Source organism: Catalinimonas alkaloidigena, assembly GCF_029504655.1.
GTDB lineage: Bacteria > Bacteroidota > Bacteroidia > Cytophagales > Cyclobacteriaceae > Catalinimonas > Catalinimonas alkaloidigena.
Genome location: NZ_JAQFIL010000001.1, coordinates 3543990 through 3570473, shown reverse-complemented (window position 1 = coordinate 3570473; position 26484 = coordinate 3543990). Strand labels below are relative to the sequence as shown.

At 40.3% G+C, this 26484-nt stretch carries 32 protein-coding genes; 19 read left to right on the top strand and 13 right to left on the bottom strand.

Translation table 11 applies throughout. The annotated features are described in order from the left end of the window. Window positions 1-84: 84 nt before the first annotated feature. Genes OKW21_RS14570 through OKW21_RS14560 form a run of 3 tightly spaced genes read right to left on the bottom strand, consistent with a single transcriptional unit; the run spans window position 85 to window position 2432 of the window. Window positions 85-684: a bifunctional nuclease family protein gene (locus OKW21_RS14570; RefSeq protein ID WP_277480354.1), complete on the bottom strand. Its 600-nt coding sequence runs from the start codon at window positions 682-684 to the stop codon at window positions 85-87. Between the two features lie 18 nt (window positions 685-702). Next, on the bottom strand, window positions 703-1671 hold the full coding sequence (locus OKW21_RS14565) for an electron transfer flavoprotein subunit alpha/FixB family protein (RefSeq protein WP_277480353.1): 969 nt from the start codon (window positions 1669-1671) through the stop codon (window positions 703-705). A gap of 23 nt (window positions 1672-1694) precedes the next feature. Beyond that, window positions 1695-2432, bottom strand: a complete 738-nt coding sequence (locus OKW21_RS14560; protein WP_277480351.1) for an electron transfer flavoprotein subunit beta/FixA family protein — start codon at window positions 2430-2432, stop codon at window positions 1695-1697. A 93-nt stretch (window positions 2433-2525) separates the two neighbouring features. Between OKW21_RS14560 and OKW21_RS14555 the strand changes: the two genes are divergently transcribed. Then, a complete protein-coding gene (locus OKW21_RS14555) occupies window positions 2526-2852 on the top strand; it encodes a tetratricopeptide repeat protein (RefSeq protein WP_277480350.1) in 327 nt (108 codons plus the stop codon). Here OKW21_RS14555 and OKW21_RS14550 read toward each other — a convergent pair. After that, the gene (locus OKW21_RS14550; protein WP_277480349.1) at window positions 2825-3643 is read right to left on the bottom strand and encodes a DUF4197 domain-containing protein; all 819 of its coding nucleotides are present in this window, start codon (window positions 3641-3643) and stop codon (window positions 2825-2827) included. The two genes, OKW21_RS14555 and OKW21_RS14550, sit on opposite strands and share 28 nt — an antisense overlap. A gap of 52 nt (window positions 3644-3695) precedes the next feature. On the opposite strand from OKW21_RS14550, the gene OKW21_RS14545 reads away from it, so the two are divergent. Both OKW21_RS14545 and OKW21_RS14540 read left to right on the top strand, forming a co-directional pair. Next, a complete protein-coding gene (locus OKW21_RS14545) occupies window positions 3696-4937 on the top strand; it encodes a competence/damage-inducible protein A (protein ID WP_277480348.1) in 1242 nt (413 codons plus the stop codon). 251 nt (window positions 4938-5188) lie between these two features. Then, window positions 5189-5953: a PIG-L deacetylase family protein gene (locus tag OKW21_RS14540; RefSeq protein ID WP_277480347.1), complete on the top strand. Its 765-nt coding sequence runs from the start codon at window positions 5189-5191 to the stop codon at window positions 5951-5953. A gap of 45 nt (window positions 5954-5998) precedes the next feature. On the opposite strand, the gene OKW21_RS14535 is transcribed toward OKW21_RS14540, so the two are convergent. The 5 genes from OKW21_RS14535 to pdeM all read right to left on the bottom strand — a co-directional run bounded on the left by OKW21_RS14535 (window position 5999) and on the right by pdeM (window position 9775). Next, a complete protein-coding gene (locus OKW21_RS14535) occupies window positions 5999-6520 on the bottom strand; it encodes a hypothetical protein (RefSeq protein WP_277480346.1) in 522 nt (173 codons plus the stop codon). Continuing rightward, complete coding sequence (locus tag OKW21_RS14530) at window positions 6504-6878, bottom strand: hypothetical protein (RefSeq protein WP_277480344.1); 375 nt, start codon at window positions 6876-6878, stop codon at window positions 6504-6506. Before OKW21_RS14530 ends, OKW21_RS14535 begins: the two co-directional genes overlap by 17 nt. A gap of 427 nt (window positions 6879-7305) precedes the next feature. Continuing rightward, window positions 7306-8331, bottom strand: coding sequence for a potassium channel family protein (locus tag OKW21_RS14525; RefSeq protein WP_277480343.1), 1026 nt, complete (start codon window positions 8329-8331; stop codon window positions 7306-7308). A gap of 143 nt (window positions 8332-8474) precedes the next feature. Then, entirely contained in the window at window positions 8475-9005 is a 531-nt protein-coding gene (locus OKW21_RS14520; protein WP_277480342.1) for a cupin domain-containing protein, read from the bottom strand. Between the two features lie 83 nt (window positions 9006-9088). Beyond that, window positions 9089-9775, bottom strand: coding sequence for a ligase-associated DNA damage response endonuclease PdeM (gene pdeM, locus OKW21_RS14515; protein WP_277480340.1), 687 nt, complete (start codon window positions 9773-9775; stop codon window positions 9089-9091). Between the two features lie 831 nt (window positions 9776-10606). On the opposite strand from pdeM, the gene OKW21_RS14510 reads away from it, so the two are divergent. The 3 genes from OKW21_RS14510 to argC are packed head-to-tail and all read left to right on the top strand — an operon-like array spanning window position 10607 to window position 13475. Further along, on the top strand, window positions 10607-11278 hold the full coding sequence (locus OKW21_RS14510; RefSeq protein WP_277480338.1) for a GNAT family N-acetyltransferase: 672 nt from the start codon (window positions 10607-10609) through the stop codon (window positions 11276-11278). Between the two features lie 15 nt (window positions 11279-11293). Next, window positions 11294-12517 (top strand): argininosuccinate synthase, encoded by a 1224-nt coding sequence (locus OKW21_RS14505; protein ID WP_277480337.1) that lies wholly within the window; start codon window positions 11294-11296, stop codon window positions 12515-12517. After that, window positions 12504-13475, top strand: coding sequence for an N-acetyl-gamma-glutamyl-phosphate reductase (argC, locus tag OKW21_RS14500; RefSeq protein ID WP_277480336.1), 972 nt, complete (start codon window positions 12504-12506; stop codon window positions 13473-13475). Before OKW21_RS14505 ends, argC begins: the two co-directional genes overlap by 14 nt. On the opposite strand, the gene OKW21_RS14495 is transcribed toward argC, so the two are convergent. Next, window positions 13472-13696, bottom strand: a complete 225-nt coding sequence (locus OKW21_RS14495) for a hypothetical protein (protein WP_277480334.1) — start codon at window positions 13694-13696, stop codon at window positions 13472-13474. The two genes, argC and OKW21_RS14495, sit on opposite strands and share 4 nt — an antisense overlap. Window positions 13697-13841: 145 nt before the next feature. On the opposite strand from OKW21_RS14495, the gene proC reads away from it, so the two are divergent. The 10 genes from proC to OKW21_RS14445 all read left to right on the top strand — a co-directional run bounded on the left by proC (window position 13842) and on the right by OKW21_RS14445 (window position 22101). Continuing rightward, the gene (gene proC / locus OKW21_RS14490) at window positions 13842-14654 is read left to right on the top strand and encodes a pyrroline-5-carboxylate reductase (protein WP_277480333.1); all 813 of its coding nucleotides are present in this window, start codon (window positions 13842-13844) and stop codon (window positions 14652-14654) included. Between the two features lie 485 nt (window positions 14655-15139). Next, the gene (locus OKW21_RS14485; protein ID WP_277480331.1) at window positions 15140-15736 is read left to right on the top strand and encodes a YdeI/OmpD-associated family protein; all 597 of its coding nucleotides are present in this window, start codon (window positions 15140-15142) and stop codon (window positions 15734-15736) included. A gap of 81 nt (window positions 15737-15817) precedes the next feature. After that, entirely contained in the window at window positions 15818-17131 is a 1314-nt protein-coding gene (locus OKW21_RS14480; protein WP_277480329.1) for an amidohydrolase family protein, read from the top strand. A gap of 185 nt (window positions 17132-17316) precedes the next feature. Beyond that, complete coding sequence (locus tag OKW21_RS14475; protein ID WP_277480328.1) at window positions 17317-17688, top strand: VOC family protein; 372 nt, start codon at window positions 17317-17319, stop codon at window positions 17686-17688. A 169-nt stretch (window positions 17689-17857) separates the two neighbouring features. After that, complete coding sequence (locus tag OKW21_RS14470) at window positions 17858-18502, top strand: hypothetical protein (protein ID WP_277480326.1); 645 nt, start codon at window positions 17858-17860, stop codon at window positions 18500-18502. Window positions 18503-18779: 277 nt separating this feature from the next. After that, window positions 18780-18929, top strand: a complete 150-nt coding sequence (locus OKW21_RS14465) for a hypothetical protein (protein ID WP_277480324.1) — start codon at window positions 18780-18782, stop codon at window positions 18927-18929. A 9-nt stretch (window positions 18930-18938) separates the two neighbouring features. Next, window positions 18939-19343 (top strand): matrixin family metalloprotease, encoded by a 405-nt coding sequence (locus OKW21_RS14460; protein WP_277480322.1) that lies wholly within the window; start codon window positions 18939-18941, stop codon window positions 19341-19343. Window positions 19344-19665: 322 nt separating this feature from the next. Further along, a complete protein-coding gene (locus OKW21_RS14455) occupies window positions 19666-20220 on the top strand; it encodes a hypothetical protein (RefSeq protein ID WP_277480321.1) in 555 nt (184 codons plus the stop codon). Between the two features lie 221 nt (window positions 20221-20441). After that, window positions 20442-21560 carry an MBL fold metallo-hydrolase gene (locus tag OKW21_RS14450; protein WP_277480320.1) on the top strand — a complete coding sequence of 373 codons (1119 nt, stop codon included), beginning with the start codon at window positions 20442-20444 and terminating at the stop codon, window positions 21558-21560. A gap of 67 nt (window positions 21561-21627) precedes the next feature. Beyond that, window positions 21628-22101, top strand: a complete 474-nt coding sequence (locus OKW21_RS14445; protein WP_277480318.1) for an SgcJ/EcaC family oxidoreductase — start codon at window positions 21628-21630, stop codon at window positions 22099-22101. A gap of 1 nt (window position 22102) precedes the next feature. Here OKW21_RS14445 and OKW21_RS14440 read toward each other — a convergent pair whose 3' ends face one another. Together OKW21_RS14440 and OKW21_RS14435 are read right to left on the bottom strand one after the other, a co-directional pair. Next, complete coding sequence (locus OKW21_RS14440) at window positions 22103-22318, bottom strand: cold-shock protein (RefSeq protein WP_277480316.1); 216 nt, start codon at window positions 22316-22318, stop codon at window positions 22103-22105. A gap of 189 nt (window positions 22319-22507) precedes the next feature. Next, window positions 22508-23614, bottom strand: coding sequence for an ISAs1 family transposase (locus OKW21_RS14435; RefSeq protein ID WP_277478228.1), 1107 nt, complete (start codon window positions 23612-23614; stop codon window positions 22508-22510). A gap of 124 nt (window positions 23615-23738) precedes the next feature. Here OKW21_RS14435 and OKW21_RS14430 point away from each other — a divergent pair, with 124 nt between their 5' ends. Then, window positions 23739-24152, top strand: coding sequence for a GNAT family N-acetyltransferase (locus OKW21_RS14430; protein ID WP_277480314.1), 414 nt, complete (start codon window positions 23739-23741; stop codon window positions 24150-24152). Window positions 24153-24182: 30 nt separating this feature from the next. Here OKW21_RS14430 and OKW21_RS14425 read toward each other — a convergent pair whose 3' ends face one another. Next, the gene (locus OKW21_RS14425; RefSeq protein ID WP_277480312.1) at window positions 24183-25046 is read right to left on the bottom strand and encodes an alpha/beta hydrolase; all 864 of its coding nucleotides are present in this window, start codon (window positions 25044-25046) and stop codon (window positions 24183-24185) included. Window positions 25047-25294: 248 nt separating this feature from the next. Here OKW21_RS14425 and OKW21_RS14420 point away from each other — a divergent pair, with 248 nt between their 5' ends. Together OKW21_RS14420 and OKW21_RS14415 are read left to right on the top strand one after the other, a co-directional pair. Next, entirely contained in the window at window positions 25295-25795 is a 501-nt protein-coding gene (locus OKW21_RS14420; RefSeq protein ID WP_277480311.1) for an RNA polymerase sigma factor, read from the top strand. A gap of 4 nt (window positions 25796-25799) precedes the next feature. Continuing rightward, on the top strand, window positions 25800-26477 hold the full coding sequence (locus tag OKW21_RS14415; protein WP_277480309.1) for a hypothetical protein: 678 nt from the start codon (window positions 25800-25802) through the stop codon (window positions 26475-26477). Window positions 26478-26484 lie beyond the last annotated feature (7 nt).

The following is a 26484-nucleotide window of genomic DNA, read 5'->3' as shown; positions in this document are numbered from 1 at the left end:
AAAGGCCAAAAGTAAGACTATTTCAACAACAAAAAAACCTCCCGAGTTAAGCAGGAGGCTTGTCTGTATTGATTTTGAATAATATTAATTTCTGCGGTTCATCTCATCCCTGATATGAGCTGCTTTCTCGTAGTCTTCGTTTTTAAGTGCTTCGTCTAATAAGGTCTGTAGACGATCAGAACTCAAATCTTTGAGCTGTTCTTTAAAAGGCTTATTTGAAGATATGTTTTCAGCCTCCGCAGGTTCAGCCTGGCCTTCTTTTTCACCTTCCTCATCGGTCAGAACAATACCAGCTTCAGATAACACCCGCTCGTAGGTAAATATTGATACACCAAATCTGAGTCCAATGGCGATTGCGTCTGAGGGGCGAGCGTCTATCTCTTCAGTATGGCTGCCATCGCTACAGACAATTTTTGCAAAGAAAACACCTTCCTTCAAATCTGAAATAATGATTTCTTCAATTGTATAATTAAAGCTTTTGGCAAAAGACTTGAAAAGGTCATGGGTCATAGGTCTGTTAGGGACAATTTTTTCAATCTCAATAGCAATTGCCTGAGCTTCAAACATACCGATAATGATCGGTAAGCGTCGGTTCCCTACCGTTTCCCCTAGTACCAGCGCAAATGAGCCCGATGAAGACTGACTGGAAGATAGCCCTAAGATTTCTAACTCTATTTTATCCACAATTAATCACTTGTTATATTATGAAGCTTTGATGGCTTCGGTTAATTTTGGTACTACTTCAAACGCATCACCCACTATACCATAGTCGGCAGCTTTGAAAAATGGCGCTTCAGGATCTTTATTGATGACGATAATGTATTTGGAAGAGTTTACACCAGCAAGGTGTTGAATAGCACCCGAAATGCCTATTGCAATATACAGCGTAGGGCTAACTTTTACTCCTGTCTGGCCAACATGTTCGTGATGAGGCCGCCAATTCATATCAGAAACAGGCTTACTGCAACCTGTGGCAGCGCCCAGTGTTTTTGCGAGATCTTCAATCATTTGCCAGTTTTCCGGCCCTTTCAATCCTCTTCCACCAGACACAACAATATCTGCTTCTGGTAATAACACATCCCCTTCAGCTTTTTCAGTTTTGGTAATGTTTACGTTAAAATCATTTTCGTCAAGGGGCACTTCCAATCGCTCAACAGTAACATCACTTCCGTCTTCTTTGACCTCAATCGCGTTTTTCTTGATAGCGATAATCTTTTTCTCAGTGCTTAGGCTCATCCAGGCGAAAGCTTTTCCAGTATAAATGCTACGTTTTACTTTAAAACCCTCACTGAGGTCAGGTAGTGCTACAACATTGGAAGCCAGTGCCGCATTAGCTTTAATAGCAACGCGGGCAGCCACCGGATCACCTAATGAAGACTTTGCCAATACCAGGTGAGTGGCATTGGTTTTCTCCATTACTTGCGTGATTACTGTAGTATAGGCTTGTATCACACCCTGATTGAGCTTTTCATCGGCGACATTTACAATTTTGGTAGCCCCATTTTTGCCTAAAGCGGCAAGGGTATCATCATTGACTTCCGTACCGATTGAAAGGGCAATAACTTCCTGTTCTCCTAACTTTTCTGCCAGTGCTGCAGCATACGAGATAGCCTCATGCGAGGTTTTTTTTACCTCACCATCAGCATTTTCTACAAATACTAATATAGACATGTTAATTCGTTTATCTTAATAAATCAGAGCACCTTGATATCGTTCTTCAAAGCTTTTACCAAGGCTTCAACTTGCTCGGGATCAATCATTTTAACTTCACCTTTAGCGGGTGGCATTTCATAGCTGATGGTTGTTGTCATTTGCTCATCACCGCTTGGCTCTTTCACTTCCAGGGGTTTTTTACGGGCAGTCATGATCCCCCGCATGTTGGGAATTTTCCACTCCGCAATCGGTTCCTGACAGCCAGCGATAAACGGTAGCTTTGCTTCCAGAAACTCTTTTCCGCCTTCAATCTCACGGGCCAATTTTGCAGTATCACCTTCTATTTCCAGTTGCATTACCGGAGCGATAGACGGTAAGCCTACTAATTCGCCTACCATACCATGTACCTGGCCTCCATTATAGTCAATGGACTCACGGCCCATCAGAATGAGGTCATAATTACCTTCCTGCACTACCTTTGCAATCTGTTTAGCAACGAAAAAGGCATCTTTGGGTTCAGCATTGATCCTGATAGCATCATCCGCACCTATGGCTAATCCTTTTCGGATAGTGGGCTCAGTTGCAGATGTCCCTACATTCAGCAAGGTAACACTCCCCCCATGTTGCTCTTTCAACTCTACTGCGCGTGCCAGCGCATAATCGTCATAGGGACCGATAATAAACTGAACACCTGTAGTGTCAAACTTCGTATTATTATCAGTAAAAGCTATTTTTGAAGTGGTATCGGGAACGTGTGTTATACAAACTAGTATTTTCATAAAAAAATAGTACCTAAACTTCTAATATCTATGTAACCCAAATTATCGCGTGAAGTTACGTAATAATCAAAGAAATAAAAACCAGCAAAGCTAATGTCGCAAGAGCGTTTACAACAACTTTTTTCTTTTTTAAAAGAAGATCCGAATGATCCATTTAACCTGTATGCTATTGCTCTGGAATATTTGAAAAACCAGGATCAAAAAGCACTGCAGTATTTTGAAAAATTACTGGAGCAGCATCCCGATTATATTGCTACCTACTACCATGCTGCCCAGCTATATGTTGACCTGGGCATGAACAAAAGTGCAGAGCAGACATATATGACAGGTATTGAAAAAGCAAAGAGCCAGCAAAATTCTCTGGCTCTTCGTGAACTTCAGAATGCCTATAATCAATATCTGTTTGAGGAGGAGGATTGAGCATTCAGCTCGCTTCCAAATACCCTTCGGATAATTTGCTGTGAATAGTCAAAAGGATTATCTCTGATTTTCTTTTCTTCAACGGCTACCAAACGGAATAGGCCGTCTAAGGCCTTTTCAGTAGCGTAGGCTTCAATTTCCGGAAGCTCTTTTACGTTGACATCCAGTTTATTGACAAAGGGGGTGTCATTGTATTTCTTAATTCCAGTCTTGAGGGTATTGTAAATTCTGGTAGCACCTACGTCCTCCAGTGCATCTTCAATGATGGGTTCAAACTTAGTGGCAAGTTGGTTGGAAGTAGTTCTCTTTAAATATTGGGTTGCTGCATCATCCTGTCCTTTCAATATGTTCACTGCATCGGTAACAGTCATAGATGTGATTGCATTTACAAAGATGGGCGCCGCTTCTTCCGCCGCTTTTTCCGCTCCTTCATTCATGGCTTCTACCAGATCATCTACCAGTTTATCGCCAATCAGCGGAACTTTCCTGATATTTTTCTCTGCCTTCCTCAGTTCAGGAGGAAGTAAGATGCGGATGTCAACAATGGGGTTGTTCAGATATCCGTTGTCTTGTGATGCATTGTCGCTGGCAAAGCGAGCGCCTTCTTTCAGTGCTTCTTTCAGTCCCTGGGTGATTTCGGTATTACTTAAGCCTCCGGTACCAGATCCGTAATCATTGAGAATGCCAGTTAAGACATCACAAGCTGAAAAGGTCATCAGCGGTAAAAGCATTAAGGCAAATAAAGTTTGCCTAATGCGTTGCGGTATATTTGTATTATTATTTTGCTTCATATCTTTAACGTTTTCAAATTTTGTTCCAACTCTATAAACCTAATCCTGGTAAATGAAGAATGTTTATGCTGAAGTGATTACTATCGGAGATGAAATCCTCTATGGCCAAACACTAGATACTAATACGCATTGGATGGGGCAGAGGCTAAATGAAATGGGAATTAAAATTTTACGTAAGGTTGCTATTGGTGATGCCAGAGAGGAAATCCTCAGTGCTTTGGATGAAGCTTCAGGCCGGGCAGATATTATTTTGATGACAGGGGGGCTGGGACCTACCAAAGATGATATTACGAAATATACTTTGGCGGAATATTTTGGGATGCCATTAAAAAGAAATGAGCAAGCACTTGCCCATATTAAAGCTTTGTTTGCCAGTAGAGGAAGAAATATTACTCCAACCAACGAACGTCAGGCTGATTTACCGGAGGGTTGTACGATGGTACACAACCGCATGGGTACTGCTGCAGCGATGTGGTTTGAACGAAGTGGTAAAATTTATGTCTCTATGCCAGGCGTACCTTATGAAATGAAGACCATCATGGATGAAGAAGTGCTCCCCAGAGTCAAAGAGAAATTTTCCCTTCCTGTAATTTTTCACCAGATGATACAGACTGTGGGTATTGGAGAATCGTGGCTATCCGATAAGATCGCTGATTGGGAAGATAATTTGCCGGCACATATTCGTTTAGCTTACCTGCCCAGTTTAGGATGTGTCAAGTTGAGGCTTACCGCATTGGGAGAAGACCTTACTACACTAAAAAAGCAGGTCATGGAAGAAGTAGATAAAGTAATGCCACTAATTGATGAATATGTGTTTGCTCTAGGCAATGTGAGCCTGGAAGAAGCCATCGGAAATATGCTGAAAGCCCAGCAGAAAACCCTTGCCTTGGCAGAAAGCTGTAGCGGAGGATATGTGGCTCATTCCCTCACCAGTTTAGCAGGAAGTTCAGCCTACTTCCAGGGCGCTGTGGTGCCTTATCATAATCAACTTAAGGAAGAAGTATTGGGAGTAAGCTATGATACACTTTTAAAAAACGGTGCAGTAAGCGAGGAAACAGTTATAGAAATGGCAAAAAACATCCGCAAACTAATGCATTCGGATTTTGGACTGGCCAGTAGTGGTATTGCCGGACCTGGAGGTGGTACAGAGGATAAACCGGTGGGTACTATCTGGATAGCAGTAGCCAATGATAAAGAAGTGAAAACGCAAAAACTCCAGCTTACAAAAGACAGAATGCTGAATATCAATTTGACTAAGGTGGCTTTACTTAATCTGTTGAGAAAGCAGCTTTAGGCACAATGAACAAGCCAAATGTTTTGCCCCGGGTGAGCTTTCCTTAAACAATTTTTTTCAAAGCTTTTTGAAAATATCAAAATAATATTAACTTATGTGAGTTATAGGTATGCCTGATATTTTTTTTGGCCCTACCTTGAATCCGAATAAAAATCTCAATTCTCTATAGAAAAGGAAAGCCCCTCCTTTGAAAAGCATTTGTTTGGAACATAACTGATTGGCCTTATTGATAACTAAACCAAAAGTTATCCATGACTTCTGGAAAGAAAAATGTACGGCATTCACAACATGAAATCGCGATTCGTCCCCTTTTAAATGTGTACGAGTGGGGTACGACACTTGTCATCGCCAGCAGGACCAATACTGACATCATGGGATGTGGAAGTGCTATTGCCTTACTCCGTCAAATGGGATACAGAGTGCATGTTATGTTTATTTGCGATGCAATGTATGCTTCTTCTGATACTCATAACATACCACTTCAATGCCTGAAAGATTTACGAAAATATGAAGCGAAAAGTGCTTTGTCCAAATTAGGGGTAAGTGAGGAATCTATTACCTTTATGGATATAGGTCATGCTTCTGTGCCTTCTGTTGGTCAGGATAGCTTCAACGAAATCGTATCCAGATGTAAGCAGAAGTTTAAACATTATTTTCCCGATACTGTACTTATCCCGTGGCGGTTTGACCAAGTGAAAGACTATGTTGCGATAAAGAGAATTATACACTCTGCCTTACAACAGGAAGCTTGCTATACTAATATTATAGAATATGCACAGCAGCCCTGGATAGACGAAAGTCAAATACGTGAAGCAACAGAGTCTGATCTTAAACTTTTGCAATTAGACAGTAAAGAAGTGCTTGAGTATAAACTTGAAGCATTGTCACAGTATCATGAAGAGGATATCTCCCTTTTGAAGGATGATGTAATCACTTTAAACGCTTTAAATAGAGAAAGTCTTTCTTACATGACACACCCCTGGGAGATTTTTTTACAAACTGAAGGAGTGGCTTAAGCCCTTTTTCTGCTTATCAGTTTTGATGATTCAATGAATCGGAAATCAAGTAGGGGGGAGCTTATCCCCTTCTTCTTTTTTATCATCATCTTCATTTTTTCTGTTAAGAGGATTTATTATTTGTTCACTTTCCTCCTCAGGGTATAGCTCAACTTCTTCTTCTGCCTCATCCATAAGCAGGTAATCTTCTTCTGCGATTTCTGCTCCGCTTTCATCGTAATATTGCTGATCTTCTATCATTTCCATTTCTATAGGATCCTGTGCTCCGATGCCAGTAAGTTTATCATGCATTTTTTGATATACTTTTGGTGCCCAAACAATAGCAGACAAGGAAGTAGTAAATCGGATGATTCTGGGAAGCCTCTTTCCAAATATTAATTTTTCAGCTAAGTAAACCGAACCAAAAATAGCACATCCGGTAATAAACTTGTTTTTCAGACGGTGAGGTATGTACTCATGGCGTACAGCCACCAAGTCCATATGCAATTGTTTTTCAATTGCCTTGGCTTCTTCTTTGTAATAAGTTTTCAGCTCTTCGTATTTTTTTTGGCTAGTCTTTTTGCTCATGAGCTTCTTGTTTGTCAGTGTTCGCTAGTTTAAAGAAAAGTTTAAAAATTGGAGTCCTCAATAAGCTGTCACGGAATATCCATACCAAAAAAGCAAGGAGGAGATATAGCGCTGCTACAATCATGAATCCCCAGAATATACTGCCTATCCATACCCCAATCCCATAAGCTATGCCTACACTAAATATCATCAGGAAATAACATGCTATCAAGAAAAGAATAAGGGCAAGAACGATGGCATACAATACATCGCCCCCTTTTTTGGATGCTATGGTAAGCAGCAAATTTCGTTGGGCGGCTATGTATTCTTTAATATGTTGAAAAATTCTTTCTATGGGTGTCTGGTCGGTATTTCTCAATATTGATAGTTTTTATATATGCAAAAAAAATATTGTAATAAAACTCAAAGATAGATAAAAAGCCTTGGTCTGTATGCAAGACTGCTTTTGTTTAGCATGATAATACCATTTGGCTGCTATCACCAGGTATGATGGTAAATATAAAAATGTTAAAAAAACATCACCCATATCTTATGATAAGCGTTCTTTGGAACTCATGCAATACATAAAAAATAGCAGCCATATCTATAGATCCATACCATCTTAATAATGATACATCTATATATGGGTTAAAATGTTTTAAAAAAGGTTTTATAAGCAGCAAAGCAGGCAACCTTCTGATGATGTGATTCCTAAACCAAAAGCTGCTAAAATTACCCATTCAAAAGTGTTAAACCCCTTCGTAAAATTAAAAAATAGACTGAGAAAATTCTTCATATACGATTTATCATTCATCAATTGATAAGGTATTAAAGTTAAGATCTTTCCATTGCCATCCGTCGGTATGCAAAAGGCCTAAGAGTAATTTTCTACGGTCAGTAAAGTCCTCATAACAGTCTCTCAAACTGTTTTCATCAGAAGTTACCGGAATACCGGCATGTTTCAGCTTTTCAAAATCCGGAGAAGGAGGTGTCTCTTTTGCTGGAGTAATAAATGCGCTATTCAGTGTAGACAGATAAGAAGTTATCGCAAAGCGCAGTGATCTTATAGAAGTTTTGTTAGGCCAGTGATTTTGAGGAATACAATGCATCATAATCGTAAGGGCCTCATCCAGCATAGAGATGGTAATTGATGTAGAGCGATGTTTGATATGGCTATGAGAGTGATGTAATATGGGGTACGCTTTATGGTTTTGGCCCAGGTAAAATATTTCCTGTCTCAGATCATCAAAATGATCAGTCAAATTACTAAAATCTCTTCCATTCCAATTTTGGATGAGAATCCTTTCTACCGAATCGCCAAAAGAGGCAATATGTAAACACAAGGTTCTCCTCTGTATTTCTCCTTGAAGTAAGGGGACCAGATACGTGATGCCTATTGTGATCATAAGCAAACCTGTAAACGCCAAAAAATTAGTGTATATCATCCAGAAATTAGAACCGGGAATAAATTCACCATTACCAAGCGTAGAGATGGTATAGCCGGTATAATAGATTTTTTCAATATAGGATGTGGGTATACGGTTAGTAGTTAATACTGAATTTTGATCTGAGATGAGAATCAATGCATTACTGAACCAAAGTAATGCGATCCAGAAAGTGAGCATGATGACTGATACAATGGTAGGATAATAATCTAGTATAGGTTGATCCCCCTTTTTGCCACAGGCTCTGAGAAAAATTTTCCAGACACCACTGATAATGAATTTTGAGAAAAAACCTGCTCCTTGTGGTGAGAGGGTAGTTATGATTATATCCAAAATAACACCGATGAGTAAGACAATACCCAGCCACTGACAAAGTGCTTCAGACATCTGTGAATTTGTTTAAAAAAACCTAGCGTGCTGAAATCTTATAGAAACGAAATGAACACAAGCCTATCAGACACGATATATTAAGTTTAAAAAAATGAAATCTATCTTAACAATCCATTTACAAAGGGTTTTGTTAAGAAAATTTAGCTTGAATGCCAATTTCGTATTAGCTCTCCTTCATCTCCGTAGACCGGATCAGTTTTAGGCAATGAAAGAGATTTTATATTTTCATCTACCCTAGGTCTTTCATCTGATTTGCCATAATTCATGTCAAAATGCTGACCGGGAGGATAGGCGCCCACGCAGGCAAAGTCTGCTGTAGCCCCCAGTTTCTTATGTGCTACCCCAGCGGGTATGATAATAACATCCCCAGTTTTGACTTCATACTTTATACCATCAGGACCTCCTAATTGAACTTTTGCACTTCCACTGTAGATGCCAAGCACCTCGTGGGCAGTGCTGTGGTAATGATGGTAACCATAAATACCATTTCTCCATGAATTACCCCAATCGTTTTTCGCAAAGACTTCTTCCACACTTTCGGCATCACCTTCATTAATATGTAGAGATTGCTTATAGAGCAGTAAAGGTAATGTCGGGTTGTTGGGAAAGTTACCGTGATCACCAATTCTTCTGGAGATGATTTTTTCTGCTTCCTGAACAATATTATCCATGCTTTTTAAAAAACAACTGGTGCTTCAGGAAAGTGTTCTATGAAAATTTGATTGACTACTTCCTGTTTTTGAACATTATGAAGCTAAACTTTCATGAGTTTATATTGCTTTTTGAGTGCAGGAACTACGATGAATACTTGATCCTGCTGCTTTTTGGGTACATGCACACATCCGGTAAATTTACCAAAAGCAGGTAAGAGTGCGCCTTCTTTCGCAAAGTGAAAGCTGGGAAATTTGATACTCTGACCGGCTTTACCTCTGACCTTATAACCGGGATGTACATGTCCAGCCATATAATACAACTGCTCAGGTGCACTTTCCATAGGGTGATGGGTAAAATAGAAAGGAGCTATGGTCCATGATTCTTCATACACTTTCAAATTGTCTTCCCGGTAGGCATCTTCCGGCAGGATGTCATGGTTCCCCTTCACCAATACAAATTGATAGGTAGCGTTATTGTCCAAAAAGCGCCGGAATATATTCCACTCCAAATTAATTTCACTATGAAAGAGGTCACCTAAAATAAGTATACATTTCGGCTTATAACGATAAACTAACTTTTGTAGATTTTGGAGGTCAGCTTCATGGATACTGCTGGGAATGGGAATGCCTGCCTTCCTGAAATGACCGGCTTTTCCCAGATGCACGTCAGTGAGTATCAGGTATGATTTTTCAACCCAGAAAATAGCTTTTTCCGCTAAGAGCATTAATTGTTGCCCTTTGATCGTTATGCTGATTGAGTTTTTAGTGATTGCTTTGTCCGTACCCATAATATTTTGTGTCCTTAACACATTAACAGTCTTGCATTCAAGTAATTAATTTGAGCATACAAAAATAGTTAAGTCTGTAAAAGTTGTGCTAAGTAACATATATACCAGAACATTTATTGCTACCTCATATTCCATAGCTTTTACCCATTACCATATTTTGCCGCCAGGTGATCAGTTAGCAGGAAAATGATAAACAGAAGTAAAGAAAGTAATTATAGAGATATACTATTGTGGAGGAACCTGTTTTGGTAAGATTGACTGCTTAGGTTGGTCCAATCAGGAAAGAAGCAACGTGAAAGCTACTATTCATCCTGATCAGGAGAAGCAGGATAGACCCAGGTAGGGAGAAATGTTCTTAATGCCCTGAAGCACCCCTAAGTTCGATCCAGTAAGGATGGAGGGAATGAGAGTTTTGATACCGATAAAATAAATTGTGCCAGTTAACACTTCATGAAGACGGCCAACTGATTGTCAGAGGATATTTTGGTTATTCTACTGTTAGGAGATCTTATAAGGATAACAGAGATGAATAATTCAGTCAGTAAAGCCAATGGGAGTTTTGCGTATATAATTAATTGAGAATAAGAAGGTATTAAATGAACTATTTGGTTGTATTCACTATTTTGTTTATTAACTTTAGGCCTTCAAAAAAAAATGCCTTTGCCCAATGTATGTACTAAGCACATACCGATTTATTTTTTTATCCCCATCTCTTAGGCACTTCAGGCCCGGCAGGGTCTAATATGTTAATGCGATACCTATGTGGTAACGTTTCCTACAAATCTATTCACTCATTTTTTAAGCAAACAAACTTTACATCTTGATGCATCAATGAATATTTCTATTCAAGTAGCTACTGAGAAAGATACACAATACGCAGAAACGATCAGCGTAATGATTGAAGATGCTGCCCGAAAACGAGGAACAGGCATCTCCAAAAGACCCCCCGAATACATCCGGAGAAAAATCATGGAAGGAAAGGCGATCATTGCGCTGGAACAAAATACGGTAGCAGGATTCTGCTATATTGAAACCTGGGGGCACAATAAATATATCGCGAATTCCGGACTGATTGTCAATGAAGATTACAGAAAGCATGGGCTAGCCACAAAAATTAAAAAGGCTGCATTTAAGCTTTCCCGGAAAAAATATCCGGATGCCAAACTGTTTGGTATTACAACCAGTCTGGCAGTAATGAAAATTAATTCTGATTTGGGATATCGTCCGGTGACATTTTCAGAATTAACAACGGATGATGAGTTCTGGAAAGGTTGCCAGAGTTGTCCCAATTTTGATATACTGACTAGAAACAATCGTAGTAATTGCCTGTGTACTGCCATGCTTTATGACCCAACTCCCAAGAGCAGTCAAAAACAAAAAGAAAGCAGCTCAAGCACTCGCCAGAATGTCAGGGACCATCTCAAGAAGTATGAGCGCTGGCTAAGGCTGAAGCAACACTCCTTTTTGAAAAAATATACGCAGAAGAAAGTACTCGTTAGTTAAACTTATACATTAATAATGGCTATAGAAAAAGCTGAAAATCAGGGAAATAACATGAAATTAGTCCTAGCTTTCAGTGGTGGGCTTGATACGTCTTATTGCGTCAAGTATCTATCTGAACAGGGATATGAAGTGCATTCGGTAATCGTCAATACCGGGGGTTTTTCTAAAGAAGAATTAGATGAAATTGCGCAAAAGGCAGAAATGCTTGAGGTTAAGCAACATAGCACGATTGATGAAACCGATAATTTCTACCAGAAATGCCTCCGTTTTCTTATATATGGTAATGTACTGAGGAACAATACCTACCCGCTTTCGGTATCTGCGGAAAGAGTTTTTCAGGCGATTGCAATTGTAGAACACGCCAAGGCGATAGGCGCTAAGTTTATCGCGCATGGGAGCACTGGAGCAGGTAATGATCAGGTTCGCTTTGATTTGATATTCAGTATTTTAGCTCCTGATATATCAATCATTACTCCAATACGTGATCAGCGACTTTCACGGCAGGAAGAAGTTGCTTACTTGCAAGCCAAAGGGGTGGATGTGAACTGGGAAAAGGCCAAATACTCCATTAACAAAGGACTTTGGGGTACAAGTGTAGGGGGGCAGGAGACTTTGACTTCCAATCAGTCATTACCGGAGGAAGCGTATCCAAGCCAACTGGAGGAGAAATCGCCTAAATCAGTTAAACTAAAATTTGAAGAGGGGGAGCTTAAAGGTATTGATTCACAAGGCTTTAGCAATCCGGTCGAAGCGATACTAAAACTCCAGGAATTAGCTGCTCCTTATGCGATAGGGCGTGATATTCACGTTGGAGATACGATCATAGGAATCAAGGGTAGGGTAGGATTTGAGGCAGCAGCCCCGCTGATCATCATTAAAGCACATCACTTACTGGAAAAGCATACATTAGCCAAATGGCAGCAGTACTGGAAAGAGCAGCTTGCCAACTGGTACGGAATGATGTTACATGAAGGTCAGTATCTGGATCCTGTAATGCGTGACATGGAGGCTTTCATGGAGCATTCTCAGAAGAGAGTGACCGGAACAGTGGAAGTGAAGCTTTTACCCTATCGTTTTGAATTGATTGGGATAGAATCTAAATATGATTTGATGGCTTCTAAATATGGTCAGTATGGTGAAATGAATCTCGCCTGGTCAGGTGAAGATGTAAAAGGCTTTACTAAAATATTTTCTAATCAGAATAAAATTTATCACGCTTACAACGATGGAGAAAATTAGTGTAGGAATAGTAGGTGGGGCAGGTTACACAGCAGGAGAATTACTTCGTTTACTAATCCACCATCCTCAGACAGAAATTTCTTTTGTTCATAGTAAAAGTAATACCGGAAATCCTATCAGCGATGTGCATACTGATTTGTTAGGTGACCTGGAGCTTACCTTTACAGATAGCTTGTCTTACGATATAGACGTACTTTTCCTCTGTGTTGGTCATGGAGAGGCAAAAGTATTCTGGAATGAGAACGAAGTTCCTGCGAAAGTGAAAGTGATTGACCTAAGCCAGGATTTTAGATTAGATGCTGAAGGCAACGATTTTGTATATGGCCTACCTGAACTAAACAAGCATAAAATCAAAGAAGCTAACCATATTGCCAATCCTGGTTGTTTTGCGACCTGCCTTCAGTTAGGTGTACTTCCTTTGGCTTATGCCGGATGGCTTAAGGACGATGTACATGTAAATGCAATCACCGGCTCAACCGGGGCCGGTCAGAAACCATCGGCAACTTCTCACTTTAGCTGGAGGAATAATAATGTGTCTGTTTACAAAGCCTTTGAGCATCAGCATCTAAAAGAAATAAACCAAAGTATTTATGGTTTACAGCCTGACTTTGATGCTAAGCTGATGTTTTTGCCGATGCGAGGTGATTTCACCAGAGGAATATATGCTTCTCTTTATACCAAGATAGAGCAGCCTTTTGAAGCAATCAAAACGCTTTATAATACTTTCTACGCAGATGCTCCTTTTGTCCATGTATCTGAGAGCAATCCTCACCTGAAGCAGATAGTTAATACAAACAAGGGCATTATCTACCTGCAACAATATGAAGATACGCTCCTGATCATTAGCATGATTGATAACTTGTTGAAAGGAGCTTCTGGTCAGGCAGTTCATAACATGAACCTGATGTTTGGCCTGGAAGAAACTACCGGCTTGGCGCTAAAAGCGAGCTTCTTCTAATGGTGCTGGTATTCTTTCTTGGATGGCCTCAGGACAAACCAGCCAATAAGGCTAAGGGGCCAGGCAACAAAAGCTACAAGCAGTGCGACGATCAGTCCATTGACGCCTCTTTTCTTTGCATCATTGTATGACCAGACAATACTGATCAGGTATACAATACCAAGAACGACTGCCACACTAGCTGATACGAGGGTAAGATCCCAAAAAAGTTCTTCTTCCATTGTGTTAAAGCTTAAAAAGTAATTCTTAATTAAAAATAAGCCTGAGGAAAGTCAGGCATCTAATCAATCAAACTGCTAGCTTGAAGAAATGTTATTGTATACTTCAATTTATTATTAAACTAAGCTGGCATCAAACATAATAAGTATGAGTAAGAAAATAGCGATACTAGGGGGGGGGAACCTTGGACAATCCATTGCCCTGGGTCTGATAAGTACAGGCAATTACAATCATGGCGATGTGATCGTGACCCGCCGAAAAATACATGGAGTTGATGATCTGCTACAAAAAGGAGTAGATGTCATTACTGATAATGTGAAAGCTGTAACCCAATCTGAACTTGTATTTCTATGTGTACAACCTAAGCAGTTGCACAGCTTATTGGATCAGATCAAGTCTGTACTCAGTGCACAGCAGCACGTACTGATTTCTACAATTACCGGCGTTGCCATAGAAGAAATTGAGGCCAGAGTCGGGGATAACTTTCCTATCATCCGTGCCATGCCCAATACAGCCATCGCTATCCGTGAGTCTATGACATGCATGGCGACACGTAAGGCTACTGAAAGTCAGTTAGAAAGTGTCCAGGCCATCTTTAATGTAATGGGCCGTACGCTGGTAATAGAAGAAGAATTAATGGCTGCCGCTACGGTATTGGGAGCAAGTGGTATTGCGTTCGCGCTTCGGTTTATACGTGCTGCGGCACAGGGAGGTATTGAAATGGGATTTGATGCCGATGAGGCACAGGCTATTGCAATGCAGACCTGCCGGGGAGCAGCTTCATTGCTGATAGAAAGTGGACGTCATCCCGAATCAGAAATTGACCGGGTAACTACACCGCGGGGTTGTACCATTGCGGGGCTTAACGAAATGGAGCATAATGGTCTGAGTTCAGCCTTGATCAAAGGTATTGTTGCCTCCCATAAAAAGATTGCCAACATCAAAAAACAGGTGTCATAACGTAAACAAGCTTGAGCTTCCCCGCTTGCATTTTTGTACTTGATATTCTGAAAATAGTGATTGTATTGATGATTTAATGAAGTTTTGAAACTCATTTTTGACTGAATTATCATCAATACAATGCATTTTTACTTCCCTACCCTTTCCAGTTTCTTCAATCGCTATAGGAAGAAACAGCCTGACCAATACAAGACTTATTATTGTATACGCTTCATCACGGCTGAAAATGAACTCATGCTTACACCATCTAAATAGGTGTGAATTTGATGTGTTAATACCATATCATAACTAAATTTACTCTTACAATATTTATATTTAAGGCCATGGCTTTATGATGGTTCTTATTTGTGAGGATAAAGACAAGGAGATGAATTATAGTCAGGTAAAAATTTTTATTTTTTTCGCTTTAGAATTTAGTAGACAAAAGGGCATAATTAAACTAATACGATTAGAAAATTCTTAGTGTTTGATTAAAAATATTGCTTATGGAAAGTGATAAACGAGTAGAAGCATACATTGATCGTCATCAGGATAAAAAAGAGATGCTCTTGATGCTCAGAGACCTCCTGCTGGATAGTGAATTGCAGGAGACGATCAAGTGGGGGATACCCTGTTACACATGGGATGGCAAAAATGTCATTGGCATGGCAGCATTTAAAGCTTATGCGGCATTATGGTTTTATCAGGGCGCGTTGCTTACCGACAAACACAATGTGCTGATCAACGCACAGGAAGGGAAAACTCAGGCGCTTCGTCAATGGCGCTTTACTTCTTCAGCAGAAGTTGATTCCCAAACTGTGAAGGTATATATTCAGGAAGCGGTCAAGCATCAGAAGGAAGGTAAAGTTGTAAACCTGCGTAAGCCTAAGGTAATTGCTGTCCCTCCAATTTTAAAAAGTAAATTAAACGATGATCAGACGCTGGCAAAAGCATTTCACGCGCTTAGTGCTGCAAAACAAAGAGAATATTCGGAGTATATAATGCAGGCTAAAAGGGAGAATACCAGAATAAAAAGACTGGAAAAGGTCATTCCGATGATTCTGGAAGGGAGAGGGCTGAATGACCGATATAAAAAAGTTTAATATTTTTTGTTGATTGTGAAATAGTCACTACTTATAGCTGTACTTTCATCTACTAATTTGGCTTTCAACTTAACCTTGAACATGAGAACCTTCTGTAATTTGCCCGAACATTCTTTCGTTTTTCTGCTGATCTTTTCTTCTTTATTTTTTCTCAATGCTTGCAGCAATTCACCCAAGCAAAGCCAAAAGGTCTATACTGTTTTTGTGGGCGCCAAACTCTTAGATGGTAAAGGCGGACCCTCAATTTCTGATGGTGTTTTACTGATCAGCGAGGGGCGGATTGAAGCGGTAGGTAGCAGATCTGATGTGGAGATTCCTGAACACGCAAAAGTGATAGACTTAAGTGGAAAAATAGTGATCCCGGGCCTGATAAACAGCCATGCGCATGTCGGCTATGAAGGTAGCATGCAGGCTAAGGATTATGCAGAAGATAATATTGTAGACCAACTGAAGCTCTATGCAAGCTATGGAATTACCACAGTGATCAGTTTGGGAGAAGATCATCCGGCAGCAGTTTCTCTTAGGGATGAGGTGGATACGATAAGCTCACCAGGTAGAGCCCGCTTGTATATCGCTGGCGCGGTCGTCACCGGAGATACACCGCAGGAAGCTATTCGTATGGTTGACAATAATGTGAAGATGGGTGTAGACTTTATCAAGATCAGGGTAGACGATAATTTGGGAAGCAGTAAGAAAATGCCTGAGGATGTATATCAGACGGTAATCAATCGTTCTCATGACTATAACCTTATGCTGGCTGCTCATATGTACTACCTTGAAGATGCTAAAAGTCTGGTGGGTGCAGGCGCAGATTTTCTCGCACATAGTGTCCGCGATCAGGAAGTAGACGCTACCCTGATTAACCTGCTCAAAGCTGAAGAAGTATGTTATTGTCCTACACTTACACGTGACCTTTCGACCTATGTATATGAGGGTGTACCTGCTTTTTTTAATGACCCTTTTTTTCTTCAGAGTGTTGACAGCCTGGAAATTGCAGCATTGACAGCACCGGAAAGACAGGAGCAGGTGAGAGAAAACCCTGATAATGAAACTTACAAAGAGGCGCTGCAAATGGCAAAGCGCAATTTGAAGATACTTTCTGACAGCGGCGTGACCATCGCTATGGGTACAGATAGTGGTGTGCCTACCCGCTTCCAGGGCTATTTTGAGCATCTGGAAATGAACATGATGGCTGAGGCAGGAATGCAGCCCATGGAAATCCTGCTATCAGCGACAAGAAACCCGGCGCAATGTCTGGGGCTGGAAGATGTCGGTACACTGGAGCCAGGTCACTGGGCAGATTTTGTGGTACTGAATCAGGATCCATTGGAAGACATCAGACATCTGAGAAGTATCGCTTCAGTTTGGATAGGTGGGGAAGAGGTTGAGCGGTAAAAAATCTTTAAGCGTGGGAAATGCCACTCATTCATTTTTGAGGCTCAAAGTGAGTAAATGCGATTTTTTTTATCAATGCTATTTCTCATCCTTTTTAAAGAAAAATCATTTATCTTGAATGTAATTCAGGCGGGACAGCATGATTCTTACAATTAAAAATGACCACCTCTCAAACCAATAAACTTATGAAATTAGGAGCATTTTCAGTTAGCTTGAATGTAAAGGATATCAAAGCTTCCAAAATATTCTATGAAAAACTCGGCTTTAAAGTTTTTGCCGGAGATATAGAGAAGAATTACCTCATTATGAAAAATGAAGATACCCTTATCGGTCTCTTTCAGGGAATGTTTGAAAACAACATACTTACTTTTAATCCGGGTTGGGATCAGAATGCAGCCCAGGTAGAACCCTTTGATGACGTAAGGGAGATCCAAAAATCCCTGAAGGCAGAAGGAGTGAAGCTTGAAAGTGAAGCCGATGAAAATACTTCCGGTCCTGCGAACTTCATGGTAATTGACCCCGATGGCAATATGATCCTTATTGACCAGCATGTTTGAGCAGTATAGACAAGTAATCCGCACTAAGTCTCAGCAATCCTTATTTGTAAATCATCTGTAGCTTTTTACATTTGTCACTTTCTCTTTTGTTTTAAGTCTTCATGCTATCAGACTTAACTTATCAGACACTTTTAGTTAGGTGTAGCTGATACGTCTAACATTTTTTGATATGAAAAAATACTTTTTTCACTTACTCTTTTTGATTGCTATCAGTTTATTAGCATACCACTATAGCCTGATCAGTTTCCTGCTGATGTTGTGTATAGCTTTAAGCCTGCTGGTACTCATTGTAGCAGGGATAATAAAACTATTGAGCAGTAGTTTGAATCCCATATGGCTAAAATTACCGTTTCAGATCATACTGATTTGCATTGTTGGAATTTTCATAGGCCTTTTTCGTCCACTGGCTCCGGCAGTGATTCATACCGATGATGTAAGCGAAAACTTGTCTTATGCTTATCAAACTGATCAGGGGGATAGGAAGAATCTGAAAGCCTACATTGGCTTGTTCAGAGAAGAGTTGGCGAATAGAGACAGCCTGAGGCTGAGACAGGTAAAAGACCTGTATACAAACAGGCTTATTCAGAAGCCACTGGATAAATTTCATGCTGCTTTTGTCTTCCATCATGCTGAGGAAAGTAAGGATTATGAGATTGCCAATGAACTGGCCAGCCAGGCAGCATCCGCTGAAGCTTTGAAGGATGTGTATCAGGTGCAGTGGCTGGCAAAGGCCTCCTATGACCGCTGGATGGTGTCACTGGGCAAACCCCAGAAATATGATACCCAGGATAAGTTTGGAATCAGTGTTGAGTAGTCAGCTTTGTTTACTAAGTTGGTTTACCTGTATCCTGATGTCCTTGGAAAAGCCAGGCTAATACTCATAGCAGAAATGAAGAGCGCTGCTAGTGAAACCCTTCCCAAACCTAAAGTGTATTTCTCACAGATGTTGTATATTTTGTATCACAACATACGTACAATGACCTTTTCAGTTTACCCTTTCTATGACTATCATAAAGATATGCAGCGCACTGATCATCACATTTCTTTTGATAGGTAGTCTCACTATAACTGAAGCACAGACACTGTAAACTGTGCTGGTATCCATAGGTGAAGTGGATCGCATGCATTTACGAATCGCAGAAGCAGCAGTGGTAAGTCATTACTATGCTGACGTAAAGTTATCATCTGATAAAATAGAGTTAGATACTGCGCTACCTGCGAAAAAAAACTATGGTAATTAACAAATGGCCATGATGGTGATCAATGCTCATGCCAGCAATGCTGAACTGTCAGCCCTGGATGAAGCTAAGTATGACCTGATCATCGGCATCACCGATAGCGCCCTGACAATTGGTAAGCAGTATAGGCCCGCTATGACCATTAGGGGGCTGGCGGATCCTGATGCAAGAGTGCTTAGCCTTTCTACCTATAAACTCAGGCAGGAGTCGGTCAACAGTGATGAGTTTACTATAAACTTATCTAAGGTTGTCAAACATGAAATAGGGCATGTGTTAGGATTAAGACATTGTGAAGAAAGTGAAAATTGTCTGATGCGTAATGGCTTTCATTTCGCCTACACGACTATAGATTTCTGCCCTGCATGTGAAGAGAAAATTGATATACGCTATTTAAAGATTCGTAGTAAAAATCAATAACTACAATTTTCAGACCTTGCCTACCAAGACATCAAAATGGACGATAGATTTAGTATTTAACAAAACATACACATTGACTTACAGGGACAAAGCTGCATTAAGCTATAATTACAAATTTTATGTGATATTTTCATGCAAAAAATGAGAGAATCATTGTATGGCAATTGCTAGATCATTTATTTGCGCATGATATAAATTGAATTATCTCTTATATCAACGAGAGTTTTTTTGTGAGATATGCAAATAAACTATGTGATATGCACAATTTAAATTATATTGCTTTCGTGTAAACCTTATGTGATTAAACCAAAACTTTCCCTACATGAAAAAATTAAGTGTTTTAGCTTTTGCTTTGTTGTTTTCACACATGATGCTCGCCCAAAGTGGTTCTGAATCTCTGGAGAGGCATTTGACTTCTGTAGATATTGGATTTCTGGGTGCATGGATCAATCACGAACGTCAGCTTGGAGAGCAGTTGATCATTAATGCCAACTTAGGTTTTGAGGGTGTGTTATATGGCGGAGGTGGTGAATTCAACTATCTCTTTGTCCCTGCTATCAGTGTAGAACCCCGCTTCTACTATAATTTTAACAGAAGAGTGAGCAAAGGTAAAAGAACAATTAATAATAGCGCTGAATACCTGACCATCTCTACGACTTTTTATCCGGATTTATTTGACATATCTAATGAAAATGAGCCGCGTAGCGTAAGTCTAAATGAAGGCGTTTCCTTTATACCAAAGTGGGGTACAAGAAGAGCTCTGGGTGAGCATTTTAAGTTTGACTTTTCTGTAGGCTATGGTATCTCCGTTTATGAGGGAGATATTGATGGCAGACTTGGCCTGGACTTGAGTGTAGGCTATATTTTTGGAAAGTAAACAGCACTTATTGATCTAATTAAAAGTAATTTATTCGTACTTATTTAAAAGATCGGGCTCTTATTTCTTAAGAAGTAAAGGCTTAATTATTAGCATTTATTACAATATCCCCCGGCTGAGCTGCGACATACTATTTCAGACGCCTGATGCCTTGAGACGAAAGAGCATTTAAGGAATGTCATATAATAAATAGTATAAATATTATCATTAAGATGTTAAAAATGCTGAGTTGGATTGTATTAGGAATAATATTACTATTGATCATAATCGGTGTGCTTTTCTTGAACCTGAATCCGGTTTTTGGAGGAAAAGCAGATACAACTCTGCAAGAGCGATTTGTAAAATCAGGTCATTATAAGGATGGTAAGTTTGTCAATCTAATTACTACCACTATGGATATGAAGGTAGGAGATTATGCGGGCCTGATAGCAGACTATTTTAAAGGAACACCTAATAGCCAACCAGATGGTGTGCTACCGGTAAGACCTCTGGACTCAGTAGATTTGGTCGCAAATGCTGATAAACCATCCCGCATCACCTGGTTTGGACATTCAGCTATCCTCTTAGAACTGGAAGGTAAAAATATCTTTATAGACCCTATGCTGGGTGACTCTCCTTCGCCTTTGCCCTGGCTGGGGAGCAAGCGTTATAGCGATTTACCAATTGCCATTGAAAAGTTACCCGCATTGGATGCAGTGATTATCTCTCACGACCATTACGATCACCTGGACTATGGTTCGATCCTGAAGCTCAAAGACAAAGTAGGTAATTTTTATGTTCCTCTCGGCGTTGGAGCACATTTGAGATCCTGGGGCGTGAGCGATGATAAAATCCATGAACTTAACTGGTGGGATCAAATTCAAATGAATGAACTGACCTTGGTTTGCGCTCCCGCCCGGCATTTTTCCGGTAGGGGGGTGCTGGACCGTGACCAGACACTCTGGAGTTCGTGGATAATCAGTTCTCCCTCCACTAATATTTATTTCAGCGGTGACAGCGGCTATGGTCCGCATTTCGCAGAGATAGGAGAACGCTACGGTCCCTTTGACTTTGCCATGATGGAATGTGGACAATATGATTCCCGCTGGGAAGCTATTCATATGATGCCTGAGCAGACAGTACAGGCTGGTATTGATTTAAAAGCTGAGCTGATCATGCCCATCCACTGGGGTGCGTTTACCCTTGCTTTGCATAGCTGGACTGATCCGGTAGAAAGGGCAACGGCAAAGGCTCAGCAATCAGGAGTAGCTGTTGCCACGCCTATTATTGGAGAGGCTATGATACTGGAAAAAAATACGTATTCAAACAGCCGCTGGTGGGAAAGTGTTGGTAATGAATAATGAGCGATGGCAGATGAGGAGCGAGAAAAAGCATGGTTAAAGCATAATCATATCTAAATTGCATCCGATGAAATACAGTGAAGCCGATAGTCCGGAAAGCATTCCGCAAATCTTCGTAGAAGCATGGAACCAGCGTGATGCTATCAAATTAGCTTCCATATTTGATAAGGATGCTGAGTTTATCAATGTAACCGGACTGTGGTGGCACAATCGTAAGGACATTGAAAAAGCCCATGATTATGGATTGCGAACCATTTTTAATGAGTCAACTTTAAAGCTGGTTCAAACCAGAGTGAAGTATTTAGATGAAAACATTGCCGTAGTGCAGGCCAGGATGAGATTAAGTGGACAAACACCTACTGATGAAGTATCAGATCCGGGCATTCGTCGCAATATTTTTACATTTGTTGTACATCGCTCGGCGCAGGAATGGTCTGTAGCATCAGCACAGAATACAGACATCATCCCCAATATGGAAACCCATGTCAGGGATGAATATGGTCAATTAAAACCAGTAGATTACCGTATGTTTGGCAAATGAATTACTTTTTTAGAGGATCTTTGCTGTTAGGGTTTTTTCTTTGTGAAGCAGAAAGATCATCTTCTTCGGGAGGAGTTGAGGTAATATTTCCGTATTCATCAACATAGGCTACCATCTCATCAAGAGCTCCTCCACTAGAATTCTCCTGTCTCTCTTGCTTACGCTGCATTTTTTCCTCTTTCTTCTTTTGCTTTTTCTTCTCGCGTTGTTTCTTCATGAAGCTATTCTGAGATCTACCCATAAATGTATGATTTAAGTGAAAAAAAAAGACCCCGACGTTTCAGAGCCATTATAACAACCTTTTTTACGGCACTTATGTTCACTCCGATGGTCAAAGGTTAATCGCAAGCTAAGGATATTCTCTTAAAATATTCAAAAGCTGGTATATTTATCAGGTTAAACGCATTTAATTTTGATTTAATCTCTGGAGGATTCGAATTAGGTAATGGTCATCCCACCCTGCTATTTTCCTTCTGTTCTTAATACTTTCTTTATCTTTGATCTGATGGAGAAGTTGCAAGGCTAGCTTACGGGCGGTAGTCAAATTTTCGGCCGCATTCCCCGATTTAGTTCTGCTACTGTCCTCTCGGAAGATAACATCTAACTTCCAATGAAGCTGGTTTTCGATACTCCAGTGATTTCTGACTAATTGGTTAAACTCTTTAGTAGAGGCTTTCAGGCTACTCAAATAGAAACGTTTCTCTAAGGTCGTTTTGCCATTTTTTTCTCTGTGGGCTTCTATCATTACGATTGACTTTAGGTGCTTCCATGCTGACAAGTCATCAAGTAATTTAAGGTTAGATTCAACATAGCAGTTTCTGCGCTCTATCCTGCCACTGCCAAAATCTACCCACTCATCCACTGGCAAATATATCTTTCTTCTATCCATCCAATCTGTGATCTGCTCATAAATATGCTTATGATCTTTTTTGATGGCTATCAAATAATCTCCACCCTTTTCAACAATCAGGTCGGCATTCTTTACTTGACAGCCTGCCGCATCACTACTCACTAAACAGCCTTCCAGAGCTAAGGACTTCAACAGTTCGGGAATAGCCATTTTTTCATTACTTTTAGTATCTACCTTCTCTTGTCCTAGAACCAGATGCTGTTCAGCCACCCAAGCACTAATAATACAGATGCCACTTTTCTTGAACCCTGCCTTGGCCGTACCTCGGAGCACTTTACCATCCACATTTATTTGGGTGATATGACTGTAAATAAACCTCAACAATTCTTTAGACCAACTATACAAACATTCACCAAAGGCATTTTTGTCCATGTATTTGAACACCCGATTAAAAGTGTCATGAGATGGAATACCATTGGGTAAATCTAAAAACCCCTTTAAGAATGACTCCTTACGTTTCCCATAAGCCTCAATCTCTTCAAAATCGTCAGCCCCGCTTACAATAGCACATAAGGCTATCACTAAAATATCCACCAATTGGTGCTTCTTACGCCGATTTATCCTGAAATCAGGCACACTATCAAAAAACTTTTGCCAATTCATCCGGCAAAGCTACGCTTTACATGTTATTCTTGTACTTTTAATGCGTTTAACCTGTATATTTATTCAATTTGCATGAATTGATTTACTCAGCCAGCATCAAAGTAAAAAATCAAGGAAGTTCAATATGAAAGAAGCAGTATATGTAAGCAGTGATGTTGAAAAACTGGATATCCCGCTTATTCATCGCTGTCTGAGCCAGACCCCCTGGGCCAGAAACAGAACACTGGAAGAAGTAAATACCTGTGTAGCCAATTCACTAAATTTTGGCATTTACAAACAGAACCAGCAGCTAGGCTATGCCCGCCTGTTAACAGATTATGTGTTTATGGCTTATCTGTTGGATGTAGTTATCGTACCGGAACACAGAGGCCAGGGCTTGGCTTTACGGCTCATAAAGCATATTCTTAAAGATGAAAGACTACAAAACATCAGGATCTGGCGGCTAGGCACTGATGATGCGCATGGCCTATATAAGAAGGTAGGGTTTGAAGCCATAGCACAACCCGAAAAACTGATGGAGATCAAAGTGAAAGCCTAGCCCCGCCCTGTTTGGCAAGGCGAGCTAACTTTAATATTGATGAAAAGCATCCGAGACGAAAGAGAGTACATTAGGTAAAGCTTCTCGCCAATAGGTCCAGCTATGCCCTCCATCCCTTATGCGGAATTCATGAGGTATCTCTTTTTTGCGCATAGCGATATGTATTAATGAATTACCTTCATAAAGGAAATCATCATCACCACAGTCAATGTACCAGCGTACAGATTTGATTTCTTCCGCAGGCATGCTCTCCACCAAGGCCAAAGCACTGTGCGTTTCATAATATTTCTGCTTTTGCGCCTTGCTCGCATTGCCAGCTCCCATTCTTTCGGCGTAGCGGTCTACGTCTTCCACAGTCAGGGGGCCGGTACTGGCACTGAGTGGACAGGCAGAAGAAAAAAGCTCGGGATGGTGTAGCGCATACATAAAAGAGCCCCCTCCGCCCATAGAAAGCCCAGCCACTGCTCTGTACCTTTTGTCACCCTTAATGCGATATGTACTTTCCACATAAGGCATGAACTCTTCAAAGAAAAAATCTTCATAGCGCCAGTCACCCTGAATGCTATTGAAGTAGCCTCTCTGTCCGCTGTTTGCATCCGGCATCACGATGATCATCGGAGTTGCTTTGCCTTCGTTGATGGCTTTGTCCGCAATGTGAAGTACTTCCCCAAACTGAACCCATCCCGTCTGGTCGTCCCCGCCACCGTGTAGAAGGTAAAGAACAGGGTAGGAGCGTTCGGAACTTTCATAATCTGGAGGCAGATACAGAGCAAACTTTCGTTCACTTCCCAGAATGTCACTCTGCATGCTGAGGTTATCAAAAACTTTTCCGTGCTGTGCCAGCAGCAGGAAGGGAATCAGTGTGAGTAGAGATAATAAATAGCATTTAAGCATAATACATAAATTAGGTTGTTAATCATTTCTCATTCCTCTAAACTTAATGATACATATTTCTGCTGATATTCAGCGAATCGATAAGCGTTTGGAGCTGACAATAAATAATGATCAGGGATAAAAAAAATACTGTCTGACTGTGATTTTTGGCTTCAAGCTGCGAATAATATGGAAAGAGGATATGGTTGGGGCGGAAAATTAACCACTTAAGTCATTTAAAGCATTCAGCTGAAAAATGATCTTTCGCTATGAAAAAAGATAAGGAAACTTTTCTCCGGGTACTGGAGCAGCACAAAAAAATCATCTTTAAGGTCTGCAATGCCTATTGCTATGATCCTGAAGATAGAAAAGACCTGGTTCAGGAAGTGATCGTGCAGCTTTGGCGAAGTTTCTCTAAGTACGATGAACAGTATAAGCTGTCAACCTGGATGTACAGTATAGCCCTGAATGTGGCAATATCATTTTATCGCAAGGAAAGTAAAATAAGTCAGCGTACTTTTTCCCTGAACGATAGTTTCTTACTAATCACGGAAACAGAAGACCATGCCGATGAAGAAAATCTGAAGTTATTGAGACAATTTATCAACCAGCTTGCCCCTCTGAACCGAGCGTTGATGATACTCTACCTGGATGAGCACAGTCATGAGGAGATTGCCAATATCCTGGAGATCTCAGTCTCTAATGTTGGTACCAAGATCAATAGGATCAAACAGAAATTAAGAAAACAATTTGCAACCCTAGAAAAATAGAAGCATGGAAATAGATGAAATCAAACAGCTATGGAAAGCCTATGATGAAAAGCTGGAACAACAATGGCAATTAAACCTGAGCCTGTTACGCAAGGCCAATCTGGATAAGGTGAAAAACAGGTTAACATCCCTACAATGGTTAAATACAATGGTATTGGCAGTTGGCATAAGTTTGTGTATAGTATTTGGCACTTTTGTTAAAAATCACATCTACGAAATCCATTTTGTCGCTGCGGGCAGTATCCTATTCTTTTGGTCTGCTTTGATCGCCTACAGTGCAGTAATGCAGTTAAGAATGATCATAGCGCTAGACTATACATCATCTATAATAAGTCTGCAAAAAAAGTTAGGATCTCTGAGGTTGGTTATACTTAAGTATTTTAAACTGAGCTTACTGATACTGCCTTTTTATACCGCACATACCATTTTCTGGTTTGAAGTCCTTTTTGATATTGATATTTACCAATATGGAGATCAAAGATGGTGGATTAGTCAGTTCGTCATTAGTGTAGTTGTTTTTGTGCCTTTAACAATCTGGCTTTTCAAAAAACTAAGTCCAAGCAATATCAATAATAGCTGGGTAAAGAAGGGAATAGAAGGTGCAGGAATAAAACAAATAAATGAAGCGCTTGCGTTGATGGAAGAGGTAGAACAGTTTGAAAAGAAGGAGTATGCGCTATAATCATTGT